This window comes from Streptomyces gamaensis, from assembly GCF_042656465.1.
Taxonomy (GTDB): domain Bacteria; phylum Actinomycetota; class Actinomycetes; order Streptomycetales; family Streptomycetaceae; genus Streptomyces; species Streptomyces gamaensis.
Genome location: NZ_JBHSPB010000015.1, coordinates 64,163 through 79,916, shown reverse-complemented (window position 1 = coordinate 79,916; position 15,754 = coordinate 64,163). Strand labels below are relative to the sequence as shown.

The window sequence follows — 15,754 nt, the reverse complement described above, 5'->3', positions numbered from 1 at the left end:
CACGGCGCTACGTATCGCAGTCCAACACCGTCCGACACAACCCGCACCGCGCCCGCAACCGCCCCCGCACCGGCACGCGGATGCGCTGTCGGCAGGTCGGGCAGGGGAAGCTGACCCGCAGCGGGTCGTGCCCCTCGAAGGCGTAGTCGGCCGGGCCCGGCGGCAGGACCCGCTTCGCGCTCTGGACGGCCCGCCGGTCGCGTACGTAGCGGTGCCGCCCCAGCCGCCCGGCGGCCGCGAGCGGCGGACGCTGCTCGTCGCGGCGGGCCTCAGCCCGCCCCTTGACGTACGCGTCGTACGCCTGCGGGCTGGTGAACCACGGGGAAGGGTCCTCCCCGAACGCCTGGGCGCGCTTGGCGAGGACGTAGCCGAACTCCTCCGGCGTGAGATAGCCCAGCTTCTGCGTCGAGACCGCCGACTCGCGGTAGGCGTCGAGCAGCAGCCAGCCCGAGCCGAGATAGGCGGCGGCGGTGTCGGTGAGGATCTCGTTGTCGCGGGTGCCGGGGAAGGACAGGTCGAGGCGGTGCAGATACACGTGCATCACCTCGTGCGCGAGGGCCGCCCCGATGTCCCGCCGGTGGGTGCGGAAACGCGCGTTCAGCTCGATGAAGTACTCGGGCCCCGCGGCGAGTTCGACGCTCCCCGCGTGCCGCATCTCACGGAAGCTCACGATCATCCGGGCGTCCGGCAGCCGCAGGTGCAGCACCATCGCGCGGGCGACGCGCTGCACCCCCAGATACAGGTCCTCGTCGTCGGAGAAGGCCACGTCGACGGGGAGGACACTCGCGGCGAAGCTGTGCACCGTGTCGTAGGAGAGCCGCTTGTACAGCGCGGTGATCGACGCGCGCACGGTGTCGAGGTGGGGGAAGCCGTGCGCGATCTTCACGTCCGGTTCCGGCGAGCGCATCGGGACCACCCCCTCGGGCCGTACGGGCGGCCCCGCCTCCACTCTACGGGCGGGAAGCGGCACCCGGGCAGGGCCCGGACGTACGCCCGTACGGCGGCCCCGCGCACCCGTACGGCCCAGCGTCGGTCCGTCCCCCGAGGGGCCGCCCTGGCCGTCCCCGGTATGACGTGGAAGGGCCCTCGTCATCCTTTTGGCCGACCCGGGAATGGTCGGACAGTCGAGGTGTGACGCAGGTAATCGTCCGTAACGTGAAGGGGTGCGGTTTCGGCGTACCCCGGGGGCGAGGGAGCCCCCGGCCCGACGGCCGCCGACCGCAGCCGTCCCGTACGAAAGAGAACCCGTGCCCGCCACACCCCGCCTCGCCGCCACCGCCGTCCTCGCCGCCGCCCTCGGCGCGGCGCTCTGGCCGGCGGCCGGCGCGTACGCCGACGACGGCGGCACGCGCCGCGACGGACGCGGCACCCGGGCCGTGGAGCACCAGGTACAGCTGCCCGACGGCAGCCGGGCCCGGCTCGTCTCCGGCGACGGCGCCCCCAGCGTCACCGTCGGGCAGGGCGACCGCCGGCGCACCCTCGACGGCGCCCACCCGGCCGCCGACCTCGACCGGATGCACCTGCGCATCCTCGGCGGCGACAGCGCCCGCCCCACCCTGCGCGCCACGCTCGACGGCGGCACCGGGCCCACCTACTACGACTTCCTCACCGGCTCCGCCCGCCGCACACCCGACCCCGTGGCCGGCCCGGCCGGACACCGGGCCCGCACCGGCGGCCAGCAGCGCGCCGGACACCACCAGGAGCGGGACCACAAGGGCCGCGCCGACAAGCGCCCGCACGGGCACCACCTCGCCTCCAGCAACCCCGTCAAGCGGGTCGTCGAGGCGAGCGAGGTCATCAAGGACCGGCACGAGATCGGCACCCCGGCCGTCGCCGGGGCCGCCACGCTGCTCGCCGTCGGCGGCGGCGCCTACGGGCTGCGCAGGCTCGCGCGGCGCCGCTCCCGGGCAGCGGCGGCCGCGGACGGCGCCGGGAGCACGCAGGACTGAACGCGGCAGCGCCCGCCACAGTTGCGTCACACTGGCCTCACAGGAACCAGACATCACTGGAACCAGACACCCCGAATCGGACATCTAGCCAAGCGCGACAGCACGCACGGCACGCATGGCACGGACGAACAGGGCAAGGACGCAGCATGGCGATCACGGTGGTCATCGCGGACGACCAGGAGATGGTCCGCACCGGTTTCCGGATGATCCTGGAGAGCCAGCCCGACATCGACGTCGTCGCCGATGTCGTCGACGGCGAGGCAGCCCTGCGGGCCGTCGAGGAACACGACCCCGACGTCCTCCTCCTCGACATCCGCATGCCCAAGCTCGACGGCCTGGAGGTCACCCGCCGGCTCTCCGCCCTCGCCGCCTCCCGCCCCGGCGGCGCCCAACGCCCCCGCATCGTCATCGTCACCACCTTCGACCTCGACGAGTACGTGCACACCGCGCTGCGCAACGGCGCCTCCGGCTTCCTGCTCAAGGACGCCAGCCCCGCCATGCTCGTCGAGGCCGTGCACGCCGCCGCCGTCGGCGACTCCCTGATCTCCCCCGCGATCACCGTACGGCTGCTGCGCGACCTGGCCCCCGCCGCCGGCAACCCGGCACCCGCCGTCAAACAGCCCACCGAACCCCTCACCGACCGCGAGGCCGACGTCGTGCGCTGCCTCGCCCGCGGCGCCACCAACGCCGAGATCGCCGCCGAACTGTTCGTCTCCCTGTCCACGGTCAAGACCCACCTGGCCAACGTCCAGACCAAACTCGACGCCCGCAACCGCGTCGAGATCGCCGCCTGGGCCTGGGAGAGCGGGCTGGCCACGGGCGGGGCATGAACAGAATCGCCGGGTGGGCCACCCGGCACCCCCGGCGGGCCGTCACCGCGAAGACCGCGCTCGCGGTCGCCCTGCTCTTCCTCGTCGCCTGGGAGAGCGCCGTCCTCGCCCGGGTGCCCAGCCCCGCCCACGCCATGGTCCTCGCCTCCGGCGTCGCCGTCTGCCTGTGCGCCGTGCCCTACGCCTGGATCCCCCTGGAAGTACGCGCCGCCATCGCTGTCACCGTCTCCTGGACCACCTCCGCCGTCCTCATGACCGGCACCCACCCCGCCGTCGTGTGGGGCATGGGCGAGGACATCGCCCTGCTCGTCCTGCTCACCTCCGTCATCCAGCGCTCCTCCGGCCACACCGCCGCCGTCCTCGGACCCATGCTCGCCGTCGCCGCCGTCGCCGCGCCCCTGCGCGACCTCAACGCGGGCCGGTTCACCGCCGTGTTCGCCACCCTCACCGTCGTCGTCGCCGGCTACTCCCTGCTGCTGCGCGGGCAGTCCGCGCAGCGCCTGCGCGACATGGCGGCCGTCCGTACCGCCGAACGCCTCGAACTCGCCCGCGAACTGCACGACCTCGTCGCCCACCACGTCACCGGCATCGTCGTCCAGGCCCAGGCCGCCCGCTTCACCGCCCTCGACGGGCCCTCCGCCGCGGCCGCCTTCGAACGCATCGAGACCTCCGCGAGCGAATCGCTCGGTGCGATGCGACGGCTCGTGGGCATCCTGCGCGAGAGCGAGAACGCCGAGACCGAACCCGTCGCCGGACTGCCCGAAGTCCGCGCCCTGACCGAGTCGTTCGCCCGCACCGGACCACCCGTCGTCCTCTACATCGAACAGGGCCTGGACGACTGGATCCCCGGCGAGGTCGCCGCCGCCGTCCACCGCGTCGTCCGCGAGGCCCTCACCAACATCCGCAAGCACGCCGCCGACGCCACCGCCGTCCGCATCGGTGTCCGCCGCGTCCCCGCCGGCGTCGAACTGCGCATCGCCGACGACGGCCGCAACGCCGCCCGCCTCTCCGAACAGGCCCGCGGCGGCGGCTTCGGCCTCGTCGGCCTGAGCGAACGCGCCAAGGCCATGGGCGGCCTGCTGCGCGCGGGCCCGGCACCGGAGGGCGGCTGGGAGGTCACGGCGCTCTTCCCGGTCGAACGGGTACGGCACGCGGGACACGAGGGGCACTGACGCGTCACGCGGTGCGGCCGGCACGGCGGGGCCACGGCGCCGGCAAGCCGGAACAATCCCTGGTCCGGGGCGAGTTCGCCGGCCGCGCAATCCGCTCACGGCGCAAGACCTGTGGCCGACGGCGCACGGCTGCCTACCGTGTCCGCATGGACGTCACTCGCCTCACTCCCCGCATCACGATGTTCACCTTCACCGCCGGCCAGGCGTACGCGCTGCGGCGCCCCGACGGCGACTGGACCCTCGTCGACACCGGCCTGCGCGGGCACGGCCGCGCCATCCTCTCCGCGCTGTCCGAACTGTCCGCCGAGGGCGGCCGGTTGCGCGACATCTTCCTCACCCACTCCCACGGCGACCACACCGGCTCCGCCGCCGAACTGGCCGCGCTCACCGGGGCCCGCGTCCTGGCCGGGGCCGCCGACGCCGACGTCATCCGGGGAACGGCCCCCGAACCCCCGCCCGTCCTGGAGGACTGGGAAGTCCCGATCATCGAATCCGTGCACGCGCGGCTCGGCGACACCGTGCAGGCCCCACCCTGCCGGGTGGACGTCGAACTCACCGACGGCGACACCCTCGACTGGGGCGAGGAGGCAACCGCCGTCCACATCCCGGGCCACACGGCAGGCAGCATGGCCCTCCATCTCCCCGCCTCCGGCGTGCTGTTCACCGGCGACACCATCGCCAACGCCCCCGAACTGGGCGGCGTCATCCTCGGCGTCTTCAACGTGGACCGCGAGCAGGCACTGTCCTCCTTCCGCAAACAAGCGGAACTGCCGGGGCTGGAGGTGGCGTGCTTCGGCCACGGGGCGCCCGTGGTGGGCGGGGCGGGGGAGGCGCTACGGGAGGCGGTGGCCCGGACGGGGCGGTGAACTCCCGCCGGAGCGCACGGAATTCCTGACATGAGGTGTCGGGAATCCACGCTTGGCTGAGGCCATGGCAACCACCAACTGGGCAGAATTCCGCGCCGCCGAACCGGCCTTCGCCACAACCGTCCAGGACCGCTTCCAGGCCCACCGCCACCACGTCCTCGCGACACTCCGCAAGGACGGCTCCCCACGGGTGACGGTCCTCGAAGCGGACTTCCGCTTCGGCGAATTGTGGCTCGGCATGATGTGGCACTCCCGCAAGGCACACGACCTCCAGCGCGACCCACGCCTCACGCTCCAGGCAAACCCCGGCCAGACCGGGGAAACGGTCACCGGGGACGTACGCGTGTCGGGGCGCGCGGTGCCCCAGACGGACCCGGCGGTCCTGCGCCGCTACGCGGAGACGGTCCGGCCGCCGGAACCGTTCCACCTCTTCCGCGTGGACCTCACCGAGGTCGTCCACGCGTACGCGCAAGCACCGCACTTCGTCGTGCGGGTGTGGCGACCGGGGGAGGGGGCGCGAACGGTCCGGCGGGGGAGCGGGGCGGAGGGGTAACGTCAGGGCCGCCCTCAGCCCGTCCCCTTCGGGTACCCCTGCCCGTAGCACAGGCAGAACGGATGCCCCGCCGGGTCCGAGAACACCCGGAAACCCCGGCGCTTGCCCCCGCTGTCGTGCAGGAGCGTCGCCCCCAGCGCCAGCACCTCCGCCTGCGCCCGCTCCACGTCCTCCATCCCGTCGACCTCGAAATCCAGGTGCACCTGCTGCGGATGCCCGGGATCCGGCCAGCGGGGCGGCCGGTAGTCCTCGACGGCCTGGAAGGAGAAGTGCTGACCGGACGGCGTCCGCAGCTCCACCCACTCCGGGTCGGACACGTCGAGCTCTCCGCCCAGGATTGCCGCGTAGAAACCGCCCAGCCCCACCGGGTCCGGGCAGTCGACAACCGTGCTCAACAGCTTCGCGATCATCCCCCGATCCTGCCCGACCGTCGCACAGGAATCCAAAGCCGTCGGGCTCACCACCACCGGCCGACGGCCGCCGCCCCCTGGCGGGCAGCACCACGATCGACGAAGATCAGCCCTGGCGGGGGATCAGGACCCACGGGATCAGGACCCACAAGGCGGAGGCCGACAACGCGTGTATCACACCTGGATGCGCTCCTTCAGCCCCGCACCGGTCCACCACCGGCTCGGCCTCGTCTGCCTCGGCGTCGGCCTGCAGTACGGGGCACTGCCCGCCGTCGGCCCCCGTACCCTCGACCACCACACCGCCGTCGTCATCAGCGCCGGCAGCGGCTGGCTGCGCACCCCCGACGGCCGCACCCGCACCGTCACCGCCCCCGCCCTCCTCTGGCTCGCCCCCGACATCCCCCACCACTACGGAGCCGCACCCGGCAGAGGCTGGGACGAGAGCTTCGTCGACTTCACCGGCCCCGCCGTCGCCGCCTACACCGAACTCGGCTGCATCGAACCGGACCGGCCCCTCGTCCCCCTCACCGACACCGCCGACGCCCGCGCCGCCATCGCCCGTATCACCCGCGCCGCCCGCAGCGGCAACCCCCTCCTGGAGGTCGAGACCTCCGCCGCCGTCCACGAACTCCTCATCGCCCTGCGCCGCGCCCGCGCCGACGACACCCCCGGCACCGACCCCGTCCTCGACGCCCTCGCCCGCGACGCCTTCCTGCCCCTGTCCGTCGCCGAGCACGCCGCCCGCCACGGCATGACCCCCGCCGAACTGCGCGCCGCCGTCCGCCGCGGCGCCGGCTGCAGCCCCAAGGACTACCTCCTGGGCATCCGCCTGCACCGCGCCAAGGAACTCCTCACCGCCACCGAACTGCCCGTCGCCGCCGTCGCCCGCCGCGTCGGCTACGACGACCCCGCCTACTTCAGCCGACTGTTCACCCGCCGTGTCGGCACCGCTCCCGTCCGCTTCCGTGAACGACAGGGCCGCCCCCTCCCCGACAGTTGGAGCGACCGCGTCCCGCATCCTGAGAAATCCCCCATGATCGGATCGCGCCATTCCGCCCGCTCCGCTTAGGCTCGGGGAGCATGAACCACAGCACCGACCCCTCCGGCCCCACCCTCAACCACCACGCCGACGGCATAACCGACGCGTCCGTCCGCGCCGAGCTCGTCCGGCTCCGCGACAGCATCGACAACATCGACGCCGCCGTGATCCACATGCTGGCCGAGCGGTTCAAGTGCACCCAGCAGGTCGGCCACCTCAAAGCCGCCCACCGCCTGCCCCCGGCCGACCCCGCCCGCGAGGCCCGCCAGATCGCCCGACTGCGGGAGCTCGCCGAGAACGCCAAGCTCGACCCCGCCTTCGCGGAGAAGTTCCTCAACTTCATCATCGCCGAAGTCATCCGGCACCACGAGACCATCGCACGCGGCTGAGCGAGTGAGCGGCTGAGCGAGTAAGCGGGCAAGACGCACGAACATCCACGGGCCGGGCAACCCTCCACCCACCCGGCCCGTACGCCCACGCAGAAACACATGGCCCCCCACCACCCCGTACGGCAGCATGGCCGCCATGCCCGCACTCACACGTGACGAAGCGCAGAACCGAGCCCGCCTCCTCGACGTCCACCACTGCACCGTCGACCTCGACCTCACCCGCGGCGACGAACACTTCGCCTCCACCGCCGTCATCCGCTTCACCGCCCGCACCGACGGCGACACCTTCGTCGAGATCAAACCCGCCACCCTGCACCGGATCACCCTCGACGGCACCCACATCGACCCGGCCCGCCTGGACGACAACCGGATCCCCCTCCAACTGAACGCCGGCCAGCACGAACTGCGCGTCGAGGCCGACATGCGCTACTCACGGACCGGCGAGGGCATGCACCGGTTCACCGACCCCGCCGACGGCGAAACCTACACCTACACCCAGCTGTTCATGGAAGACGTCCAACGCGTCTTCGCCGCCTTCGACCAACCCGACCTCAAAGCCGTCTTCGAAGCGAGCGTCACCGCACCCGCGCAGTGGACGGTCCTCGGCAACGCCATCGCCACACCGACCCCGACCGGCCAAGACACCACCACCCGCTGGCAATTCGCCCCCACCCAGCCCATCAGCACCTACCTCGTCGCCTTCGCCGCCGGCCCCTGGCACTCCGTACGCACCCAGCACGCCGGACTCCCCTTCGGCCTCCACTGCCGGCGCTCCCTCGCCCCCTACCTCGACGCCGACGCCACCGAAATCCTCGACATCACCCGCCGCTGCTACGACCGCTACCACGAACTCTTCGACGAGCCCTACCCCTTCGACTCCTACGACCAGGCCTTCGTCCCCGAATTCAACGCCGGCGCCATGGAGAACCCCGGACTCGTCACCTTCCGCGACGAATTCCTCCACCGCTCCGCCGTCACCGACACCGAACGCCAGCTCCGCGGCATCGTCATCGCCCACGAAATGGCCCACATGTGGTTCGGCGACCTCGTCACCCTCACCTGGTGGGACGACATCTGGCTCAACGAGTCCTTCGCCGAATACATGGGCTACCAAGTCCTCGGCGAAGCCACCCGCTTCACCGACACCTGGACCGGCTTCGCCATCGACCGCAAAAGCTGGGGATACGACGCCGACCAACGCCCCTCCACCCACCCCGTCGCCCCCGCCACCGACGCCGTCCACGACACGTCCCAGGCCATGCTCAACTTCGACGGCATCTCCTACGCCAAGGGTGCCAGCGCCCTGCGCCAACTCGTCGCCTGGCTCGGCGAAAAGGACTTCCTCGCCGGCATCAACGACCACTTCGCCCGCCACCGCTTCGCCAACGCCACCCTCGCCGACTTCATCGACTCCCTCGCCCGCGCCACCACCCGCGACGTACACGCCTGGGCCGAACGCTGGCTGCGCACCACCGGCGTCGACACCCTCACCCCCGACATCACCACCACCGCCGACGCCTGGCACCTCACCGTCCGCCACCAGGGAATCAGGCCGCACCACCTGGCCATCGGCCTCTACGACGAGACACCCACCGGCCAACTCGCCCTCCGCGAACGCGTCGAGACCGACCTCACGCCAGAGACAGGCTCTGACCACGCACTGCACTTCACCGGACCCCGCCCCGCACTCCTGCTCCTCAACGACCAGGACCTCACCTACGCCAAGGTCCGCCTCGACCACACCTCCTGGAACACCGCCCTACGCTCCCTCTCCCGACTCGACGGCGGCGACAACGGCGCAGACGGCGCCCTCACCCGCGCCGTCCTCTGGAACGCCGCCCGCGACATGGTCCGCGACGGCGAACTCGCCCCCGAACGCTACCTGGACGCCGCCCGCGCCCACCTCCCGCACGAGAACGACAACGCCATCGTCCAAGGCGTCCTCGCCTTCGCCCGCACCCACATCGCCGACCACTGCACCACCCCCGCCGACCGGCCCACCGCCCTCGCCACCATCACCACCCTCTGCCACGACCTCCTCCACCGCACCGACAGCCCCGCCACCGGCGTACGACTCACCGCCGTACGAGCCCTCATCGACAGCGCCACCGACCCCCGGCCACTCCAGGACTGGCTGCGCGAAGGCACCACCCCCGGCACCATCCCCCTCGACCCCGAACTCCGCTGGCGCGTCCTCGCCCGCCTCGCCGTCCTCGGCGCCATCGACGAGAACGACATCACCGCCGAACTCACCCGCGACCCCAGCGCCACCGGACAGGAAGGCGCCGCCCGCTGCCGCGCCTCACTCCCCGACCCCACCGCCAAAGAAGCCGCCTGGCACGCCATGTACGACCCCCAGCACCGGCCCGAACTCTCCAACTACCTCTTCGCCGCCACCGCCCAGGGCTTCTGGCGCGCCGAACAACCCGACCTCCTCCGCCCCTACGTCGAGCGCTACTACCACGACGCCGTCGCCCTCGCCGCCCGACGCGGACCCGCCATCGCCGCCCTCGCCGGCCGCCAGGGCTTCCCCCACACCCTCGTCGAGCACCGCACCCTCCACCTCGGCGAAGAATGCCTGCGCACCGGCGAACCCGGCCCCTCCCTCCGCCGCCACCTCGCCGACCAGCTCGACGACCTGCGCCGCGCCCTCACCGCCCGGACCGCACAGCACCGCTGACCACGACCGGCACCGCCGGCCACGACCCACAGCGGACACGACGAAGCCCCGCGACCCATCGGGTCGCGGGGCTTCGCCGTGATCGGGCAGCAGCCGTACAGGCCTCAGTCGCGCGCCTCACGCCCGGCCGGCTCGCCCGCGCGCATCTCCTCCAGGAAACGGTCCACAACACCGCTCTCCCGCGCGAACTCCTTGACGTCCTCACCCACGATGCGGCCCGCCAGCTCCGTCGCCAGCACCCCGACCTGCTCGCGCAGCTCCGCCTCGGCCACCGCACGCTCGGCGTCGATCACCGCATGACCCGCGGAAATGATCTCCTCGCGCTGACGCTGACCCTCGGCCCGCAGCTCCGCGATGATCGCGTTGCCCTGCTCGACGGCCTCCTGACGCAGCCGCGCCGCCTCATGACGCGCCTCGGCCAGCAGCTCCTGGTACTCGGCGTGGACGCGCTCCGCCTCGGCACGCGTCCCCTCCGCCTCCTCGATCCGGCCGTCGGTCGCCTGCTCGCGCTCGACGAGCACCTTGTTGATCCGGGGCAGCAGCGCCTTCGCCATCACGGCGAACAGGATGAAGAACAGCACCGCGCCGAGCACGAGCGGTGCGACATCGGGCTTCAGCGGGCCGACATCGAGAGCGAGAGAGTTCATGGCCATGGGTGCAGATTAGTCGAAGCCGGCACCCCGCGTCCGCCCGCACCCCTTTAGCAGACCCCACCGCCGCCCCGCGCACGCCTGTCCCACCATCGGGCGAACCCCGCCCCGACCCAGGTGACCGAGCGTGCGCCGCCAGTAACGTGAAGCAGCCTCCAGCCCGTGGCCCGCGCGGGACCCGGCAGCCCAGCTCAGCCGACCCCAGACCCCAAAGGGGCAAGACCCACCGTGCCTGCGCCCGTCGCCCCCCTCGATGCCGCCGCCCACGCCACCCCGCCGCCCGCCGGGGGCGTACGTACGGCCGTGGGCGCCCCGAGGCGTGAGCACGGCGCCGCACCCCGCAGACTCCCGCGCACCCCCGCCGAGGCTGCCGCCGCCCCGCTGTCCGCCGACGGCCCGGGCGCGGTCACCGAGTACGTACGTACCGCCACGGGCGCCCCGCAGCGTGAGCACGGCACCGCACCCCGCAGACTCCCCGACCCCGACGACCCCGCCACCCTCAACACACTCGTGGAAGGCCACACCACCCCATGACCACGCCGAAGCAACCGCGAAACCCCGAGCAGGACGGCACCGGCTCCCGCCCCCCGGGCCCCAAGACCACCCCCGAGCAGCCCCTCGCCATCGCGGGCATCGGCATCGGCCCCTCCAACCTCTCCCTCGCCGCCCTCGCCCACGGCATCCCCGGCCTGCGCACCGCCTTCTACGACCAGAACCACGGCTTCCGCTGGCACCCCGGACTCCTCATCGACGGCACCACCGTCCAGGTCCCCTTCCTCGCCGACCTCGTCACCCTCGCCGACCCCGCCAGCCCCTGGACCTTCCTCAACTACCTCAAGGCCCAAGAACGCCTCTACCCCTTCTACTTCGCCGAGCGCTTCCACATCCAACGCGCCGAGTACGACGCCTACTGCCGCTGGGTCAGCCAGCACCTCCCCGGCCTCCACTTCGGCCACCAGATCGACGCCGTCCGCTGGAACCCCGAACGCAACCTCTTCGAGCTCGACTACACCCAGCTCGACGCCGACGGCGAAGCCGCCGCCCTCGGCCGCGCCCACACCCGCAACATCGTCCTCGGCGTCGGCACCGCCCCCCACATCCCCGAACCCCTCCGCCCCCTAACCGAAGCCCCCGGCGTCCCCGTCATCCACTCCGCCGACTACCTCGACCACCGCGAAACCATCCTCGCCGCCGACCACATCACCGTCATCGGCTCCGGCCAGTCCGGCGCCGAAGTCTTCCTCGACCTCCTGCGCAACCGCCCCGCCGGCCGCGAACGCATCCACTGGCTCGCCCGCACCCCCGCCTTCGCGCCCATGGAGTACAGCAAACTCGGCCTCGAACACTTCACCCCCGACTACACCCGCTACTTCCACAACCTGCCCGAACCCGTCCGCAACCAACTCCTGCCCCAGCAATGGCAACTCCACAAGGGCATCGACGCCGGCACCCTCGCCGACATCCACGACGAGCTCTACCGCCGCAGCCTCCACGGCGGCTGGCCCGACACCGTCCTGACCCCCGGCGTCTTCGTCCGCACCGCCGGCCGCGTCGGCACCACCCGCGTCGAACTCCACCTGGAACACGTCGAACAAGGCTCCCGCTCCCGCATCACCACCGACGCCGTCGTCCTCGCCACCGGCTACCGCGAACGCCGCGTCGACACCCTCCTCGCCGCCCTCGACCCCTACATCCGCCGCGACCACAGCGACCGCCCCCGCATCGACGAGAACCACCGCCTCGTCCTCGACCCCCTCGTCAAGGGCGCCGTCCACGTACAGAACGCCGAGAGCCACACCCACGGCGTCGGCACCCCCGACCTCGGACTCGCCGCCTGGCGCAGCGCCACCATCCTCAACGCCATCACCGGCAAAGCCCCCTACACCCTCCCCGAACGCACCGCCTTCACCACCTTCGGACTCGAACCCCACCCCCGCCAGCCCCGCCCCCACACCGCCTCCCCGGACCAGCGCCACACCATCCCGCGCCAACTCCCCGTCCACTGACCGCGCGAGCCGCCACCGGGGAGCCCCACAACTCCCCAGGCGGCCCCCACCACCCACCGGCCTGAGACGCTGGACCCCATGACCACACCCGCACCCCTGCCCTACGGAACCCCCCAGACCCCACGCCTCGCCGTCCTCGGCGAGGCCCACCTCGACGTCGACCCCGAGATCGCCCACCTCCACATCACCATCACCGCACGCGGCACCGACCGCCGCACCACCCTCGACGAGACCACCCGCCGCAACCGCACCGCCCTCGACCTCATCCGCGGCTACGGCGACGCCGTCGAAAAAGTGGAGACCAGCACCCTCACCCTCGCCCCCGAAACCGCCGAGAAAAGCCGCCGCGAACGCGTCCGCTCCTACCTCGGCACCATCCACCTCACCGCCACCGTCAACGACTTCACCGCCCTCGGCGAACTCGCCACCCGCCTCGCCGACCTCGACCTCACCCGCGTCGAAGGCCCCTGGTGGGCCCTGCGCCCCGACTCGCCCGTCCACGGCGAAGCACGCCAACAGGCCGTACGCGAAGCCGTACGCCGCGCCCGCGAATACGCCACCGCCCTCGGCGCCGAACTCACCGCACTCGTCGAACTCGCCGACACCGGCGCCGAGAACGAACGGCCCCTGCCCTACCCGGCACCCCACATGATGCGCACCGCCTTCGCCGGAACCGTCCCCGACGAAGCCGCCGCCCCCCTGGACCTCCAGCCCCAGCGCCAGTCCGTCCACGCCCAGGTCAGCGCCCGCTTCACGATGACGCCACCGGCCCTGTGACACGACCCCCGACGGGGGTGCTCCGGCGCTCATCGGAGCACCCCCGCGCACGTTCAACTAGCGTCAACAAGGTTTTACCCAAAGGGTGTTGGGCAGTCGCCGACGCCCCATCACCTACCCGCTGGTACGGCATAAGGTCGAGTCATGCGCCGAGCAAAAATCGTCTGCACCCTCGGGCCCGCCACCGACTCGTACGAGCAGATCAAGGCACTCGTCGAAGCCGGTATGGACGTCGCCCGCTGCAACCTCAGCCACGGCACCTACGCCGACCACGAGGCGCGCATCCGACGGGTCCGCAAAGCCGCCGAGGAAACCGGCCGCAGCGTCGGTATCCTCGCCGACCTTCAAGGCCCGAAGATCCGCCTCGGCCGATTCCGCGAAGGCCCCGTACTCCTTGAACGCGGCGACGAGTTCACCATCACCGTCGACTCCGCCGAGGGCGACCGCCACCTGTGCGGCACCACCTACGCCGGGCTCGCCGCCGACGTCACCAAGGGCGAGCGCATCCTCGTCGACGACGGCCGTGTCACCCTGGAAGTCACCGAGGTCGACGGCCCCCGCGTCCGCACCATCGTCATCGAGGGCGGCATGGTCTCCGACCACAAGGGCCTCAACCTGCCCGGCGTCGCCGTCTCCGTCCCCGCCCTCTCCGACAAGGACGTCGACGACCTGCGCTGGGCCCTGCGCAACGGCCTCGACATCATCGCCCTGTCCTTCGTGCGCTCCGCCCGCGACGCCCACGACGTCCACCAGATCATGGACGAGGAGGGCCGCCGCACCCCCGTCATCGCCAAGATCGAAAAACCGCAGGCCGTCGAACACCTCGACGAGATCGTCGCCGCCTTCGACGGCATCATGGTCGCCCGGGGCGACCTCGGCGTCGAAATGCCTCTGGAAACCGTCCCCGTCGTCCAGAAGCGCGCCATTACTCTCGCCCGCCGCAACGCCAAACCCGTCATCGTCGCCACCCAGATGCTCGACTCCATGGTCGACGCCTCCCGCCCCACGCGCGCCGAAGCGTCCGACGTCGCCAATGCGGTTATCGACGGCACGGATGCGGTGATGCTCTCCGGCGAGACCAGCGTCGGCAAATACCCCGTCGAGACCGTCAAGACGATGGGACGCATCCTGCGCGCCGCCGAGGAGGACATGCTCGCCAAGGGCCTGCCCCCCCTCACGGAACGGGGCAAGCCCCGCACCCAGGGCGGCGCCGTCGCCCGCGCGGCCGCCGAAATGGGCGACTTCCTCGGCGCGAAATTCCTGGTCGCCTTCACACAATCCGGCGACACGGTGCGGCGGTTGTCGCGTTACCGTTCGCCGATCCCGCTGCTGGCATTCACGCCGGAGGCGGCCACGCGTGCCCAACTCAGCCTCACGTGGGGGGTGGAGACCTTCCTGGGGCCGATGGTGCAGACGACGGACGAGATGGTCGACCAGGTCGACGAGTACCTGTTGCGCATCGGGCGGTGCCGCAAGGGGGACGTCGTGATCATCACGGCGGGCTCGCCGCCGGCGACGCCTGGGACGACGAATATGGTGCGGGTGCACCATATTGGGGAGGGGGATAGGGGTTAGTACTTCGGGCCGATGTGGGTGTCCATGAGGGCTACGGATGCGCGCCGGGCGATGGAGACGTTGAACGGGTCGCTGCCGCGTGCGAGAGTGCTCCACTCGACGCCGACCTTGGCGAGGGTGTCGGTGAAGAGCCGACGGATGTCGTCGGACTTGTTGGTGAAGAAGTACCTCGGGTACTCGTAGCGCTTGCGCACACCGGCGACGAGTCGGGTTGTCCAGTTGGTGATGCGGCAGCCGTCGGAGTGGATGAGGCCGCGGATGAACTCCCAGGGGTGGGCGTCCACGATGTGCTGTTGCCAGGGCTCCAGGATGATGGGGCGCTCGTGTTTTTTGCCGGGCCCGTGCTGGGGGAAGTGGCACAGCCAGTGCTTGCTGTAGCTCGTGACCATGATGCAGCCGTCCTTCCGGACGGTACAGACCTTGTTCGTGGGGCGCACCCGCGTGACGGCCTCGCGACAGGATTCGATCAGCCCGGGCCATGCGTCCGCACATGCGATGCGTAAGGCGTAGACGCCGGACGCCTGTCTGCTGAGGCAGCCGTCGCCGAGGTAGAGCCCCAGGAGATACGCGTAGGCAGCGGTGTCGGCGGGCGGCTGGGGATCCGGCGAGCAGAGCGGGCAGTCCGCAGCGCGGGACACCGGGTCGATTCTGGTCTGCCAGGCGCGGATCGCGGCCCTGGATATGCCGGTCCGCTTGCTCACGGAGTTCAGGCTGTGGCCCTGGACGACCAGGGCGAGGGCGTGCCTGCGTGTCTTGAGGTCGTACACCCTGGAGAGCCTGGCCCGGCAACTAACGCCGAGCGGCGGTTTCGAAGGGCTCTTCAGCGCAACGAGTGAAGATCCCCAACGCCCAGAAGCG

General features: G+C 71.7%; 16 protein-coding genes. 12 read left to right on the top strand and 4 right to left on the bottom strand.

Annotation, left to right across the window (positions count from 1 at the left end):
• Positions 1-7: 7 nt before the first annotated feature.
• Positions 8-907 carry a hypothetical protein gene (locus ACFP1Z_RS23180; RefSeq protein ID WP_390319016.1) on the bottom strand — a complete coding sequence of 300 codons (900 nt, stop codon included), beginning with the start codon at positions 905-907 and terminating at the stop codon, positions 8-10.
• Between the two features lie 340 nt (positions 908-1,247).
• Here ACFP1Z_RS23180 and ACFP1Z_RS23175 point away from each other — a divergent pair, with 340 nt between their 5' ends.
• From ACFP1Z_RS23175 to ACFP1Z_RS23155, 5 genes are all read left to right on the top strand, one after another.
• A complete protein-coding gene (locus tag ACFP1Z_RS23175) occupies positions 1,248-1,949 on the top strand; it encodes a hypothetical protein (RefSeq protein WP_390319014.1) in 702 nt (233 codons plus the stop codon).
• 146 nt (positions 1,950-2,095) lie between these two features.
• Positions 2,096-2,779, top strand: a complete 684-nt coding sequence (locus ACFP1Z_RS23170) for a response regulator (protein ID WP_390319012.1) — start codon at positions 2,096-2,098, stop codon at positions 2,777-2,779.
• A complete protein-coding gene (locus tag ACFP1Z_RS23165; RefSeq protein ID WP_390319010.1) occupies positions 2,776-3,951 on the top strand; it encodes a sensor histidine kinase in 1,176 nt (391 codons plus the stop codon). The genes ACFP1Z_RS23170 and ACFP1Z_RS23165 overlap by 4 nt, the downstream gene beginning before the upstream one ends.
• A gap of 146 nt (positions 3,952-4,097) precedes the next feature.
• Entirely contained in the window at positions 4,098-4,817 is a 720-nt protein-coding gene (locus tag ACFP1Z_RS23160; protein ID WP_390319008.1) for an MBL fold metallo-hydrolase, read from the top strand.
• A gap of 64 nt (positions 4,818-4,881) precedes the next feature.
• On the top strand, positions 4,882-5,370 hold the full coding sequence (locus tag ACFP1Z_RS23155) for a pyridoxamine 5'-phosphate oxidase family protein (protein WP_390319006.1): 489 nt from the start codon (positions 4,882-4,884) through the stop codon (positions 5,368-5,370).
• A 14-nt stretch (positions 5,371-5,384) separates the two neighbouring features.
• Here ACFP1Z_RS23155 and ACFP1Z_RS23150 read toward each other — a convergent pair whose 3' ends face one another.
• Positions 5,385-5,780: a VOC family protein gene (locus ACFP1Z_RS23150; protein ID WP_390319004.1), complete on the bottom strand. Its 396-nt coding sequence runs from the start codon at positions 5,778-5,780 to the stop codon at positions 5,385-5,387.
• A gap of 169 nt (positions 5,781-5,949) precedes the next feature.
• On the opposite strand from ACFP1Z_RS23150, the gene ACFP1Z_RS23145 reads away from it, so the two are divergent.
• The 3 genes from ACFP1Z_RS23145 to pepN all read left to right on the top strand — a co-directional run bounded on the left by ACFP1Z_RS23145 (position 5,950) and on the right by pepN (position 9,888).
• Positions 5,950-6,849, top strand: coding sequence for a helix-turn-helix domain-containing protein (locus ACFP1Z_RS23145; RefSeq protein WP_390319002.1), 900 nt, complete (start codon positions 5,950-5,952; stop codon positions 6,847-6,849).
• 11 nt (positions 6,850-6,860) lie between these two features.
• A complete protein-coding gene (locus ACFP1Z_RS23140; RefSeq protein ID WP_390319000.1) occupies positions 6,861-7,208 on the top strand; it encodes a chorismate mutase in 348 nt (115 codons plus the stop codon).
• Between the two features lie 136 nt (positions 7,209-7,344).
• Positions 7,345-9,888, top strand: coding sequence for an aminopeptidase N (gene pepN / locus ACFP1Z_RS23135; protein ID WP_390318998.1), 2,544 nt, complete (start codon positions 7,345-7,347; stop codon positions 9,886-9,888).
• A gap of 104 nt (positions 9,889-9,992) precedes the next feature.
• Here pepN and ACFP1Z_RS23130 read toward each other — a convergent pair whose 3' ends face one another.
• Entirely contained in the window at positions 9,993-10,541 is a 549-nt protein-coding gene (locus ACFP1Z_RS23130; RefSeq protein ID WP_390318996.1) for a F0F1 ATP synthase subunit B, read from the bottom strand.
• Between the two features lie 225 nt (positions 10,542-10,766).
• Here ACFP1Z_RS23130 and ACFP1Z_RS23125 point away from each other — a divergent pair, with 225 nt between their 5' ends.
• From ACFP1Z_RS23125 to pyk, 4 genes are all read left to right on the top strand, one after another.
• On the top strand, positions 10,767-11,072 hold the full coding sequence (locus ACFP1Z_RS23125) for a hypothetical protein (protein WP_390318994.1): 306 nt from the start codon (positions 10,767-10,769) through the stop codon (positions 11,070-11,072).
• Complete coding sequence (locus ACFP1Z_RS23120; RefSeq protein ID WP_390318992.1) at positions 11,069-12,544, top strand: lysine N(6)-hydroxylase/L-ornithine N(5)-oxygenase family protein; 1,476 nt, start codon at positions 11,069-11,071, stop codon at positions 12,542-12,544. The genes ACFP1Z_RS23125 and ACFP1Z_RS23120 overlap by 4 nt, the downstream gene beginning before the upstream one ends.
• Before the next feature lie 78 nt (positions 12,545-12,622).
• Positions 12,623-13,321 (top strand): SIMPL domain-containing protein, encoded by a 699-nt coding sequence (locus tag ACFP1Z_RS23115; protein ID WP_390318990.1) that lies wholly within the window; start codon positions 12,623-12,625, stop codon positions 13,319-13,321.
• Between the two features lie 144 nt (positions 13,322-13,465).
• A complete protein-coding gene (gene pyk / locus ACFP1Z_RS23110) occupies positions 13,466-14,896 on the top strand; it encodes a pyruvate kinase (protein WP_390318988.1) in 1,431 nt (476 codons plus the stop codon).
• On the opposite strand, the gene ACFP1Z_RS23105 is transcribed toward pyk, so the two are convergent.
• Complete coding sequence (locus ACFP1Z_RS23105) at positions 14,893-15,663, bottom strand: transcriptional regulator (protein WP_390318986.1); 771 nt, start codon at positions 15,661-15,663, stop codon at positions 14,893-14,895. The genes pyk and ACFP1Z_RS23105 overlap by 4 nt on opposite strands.
• Between the last annotated feature and the right edge of the window lie 91 nt (positions 15,664-15,754).

Coding starts and splice junctions, on each gene's coding strand:
- ACFP1Z_RS23180 (WP_390319016.1), bottom strand. CDS start 907: ATGCGCTCGCCGGAACCGGACGTGAAGATCGCGCACGGCTTCCCCCAC.
- ACFP1Z_RS23170 (WP_390319012.1), top strand. CDS start 2,096: ATGGCGATCACGGTGGTCATCGCGGACGACCAGGAGATGGTCCGCACC.
- ACFP1Z_RS23165 (WP_390319010.1), top strand. CDS start 2,776: ATGAACAGAATCGCCGGGTGGGCCACCCGGCACCCCCGGCGGGCCGTC.
- ACFP1Z_RS23160 (WP_390319008.1), top strand. CDS start 4,098: ATGGACGTCACTCGCCTCACTCCCCGCATCACGATGTTCACCTTCACC.
- ACFP1Z_RS23155 (WP_390319006.1), top strand. CDS start 4,882: ATGGCAACCACCAACTGGGCAGAATTCCGCGCCGCCGAACCGGCCTTC.
- ACFP1Z_RS23150 (WP_390319004.1), bottom strand. CDS start 5,780: ATGATCGCGAAGCTGTTGAGCACGGTTGTCGACTGCCCGGACCCGGTG.
- ACFP1Z_RS23140 (WP_390319000.1), top strand. CDS start 6,861: ATGAACCACAGCACCGACCCCTCCGGCCCCACCCTCAACCACCACGCC.
- pepN (WP_390318998.1), top strand. CDS start 7,345: ATGCCCGCACTCACACGTGACGAAGCGCAGAACCGAGCCCGCCTCCTC.
- ACFP1Z_RS23130 (WP_390318996.1), bottom strand. CDS start 10,541: ATGGCCATGAACTCTCTCGCTCTCGATGTCGGCCCGCTGAAGCCCGAT.
- ACFP1Z_RS23120 (WP_390318992.1), top strand. CDS start 11,069: ATGACCACGCCGAAGCAACCGCGAAACCCCGAGCAGGACGGCACCGGC.
- ACFP1Z_RS23115 (WP_390318990.1), top strand. CDS start 12,623: ATGACCACACCCGCACCCCTGCCCTACGGAACCCCCCAGACCCCACGC.
- pyk (WP_390318988.1), top strand. CDS start 13,466: ATGCGCCGAGCAAAAATCGTCTGCACCCTCGGGCCCGCCACCGACTCG.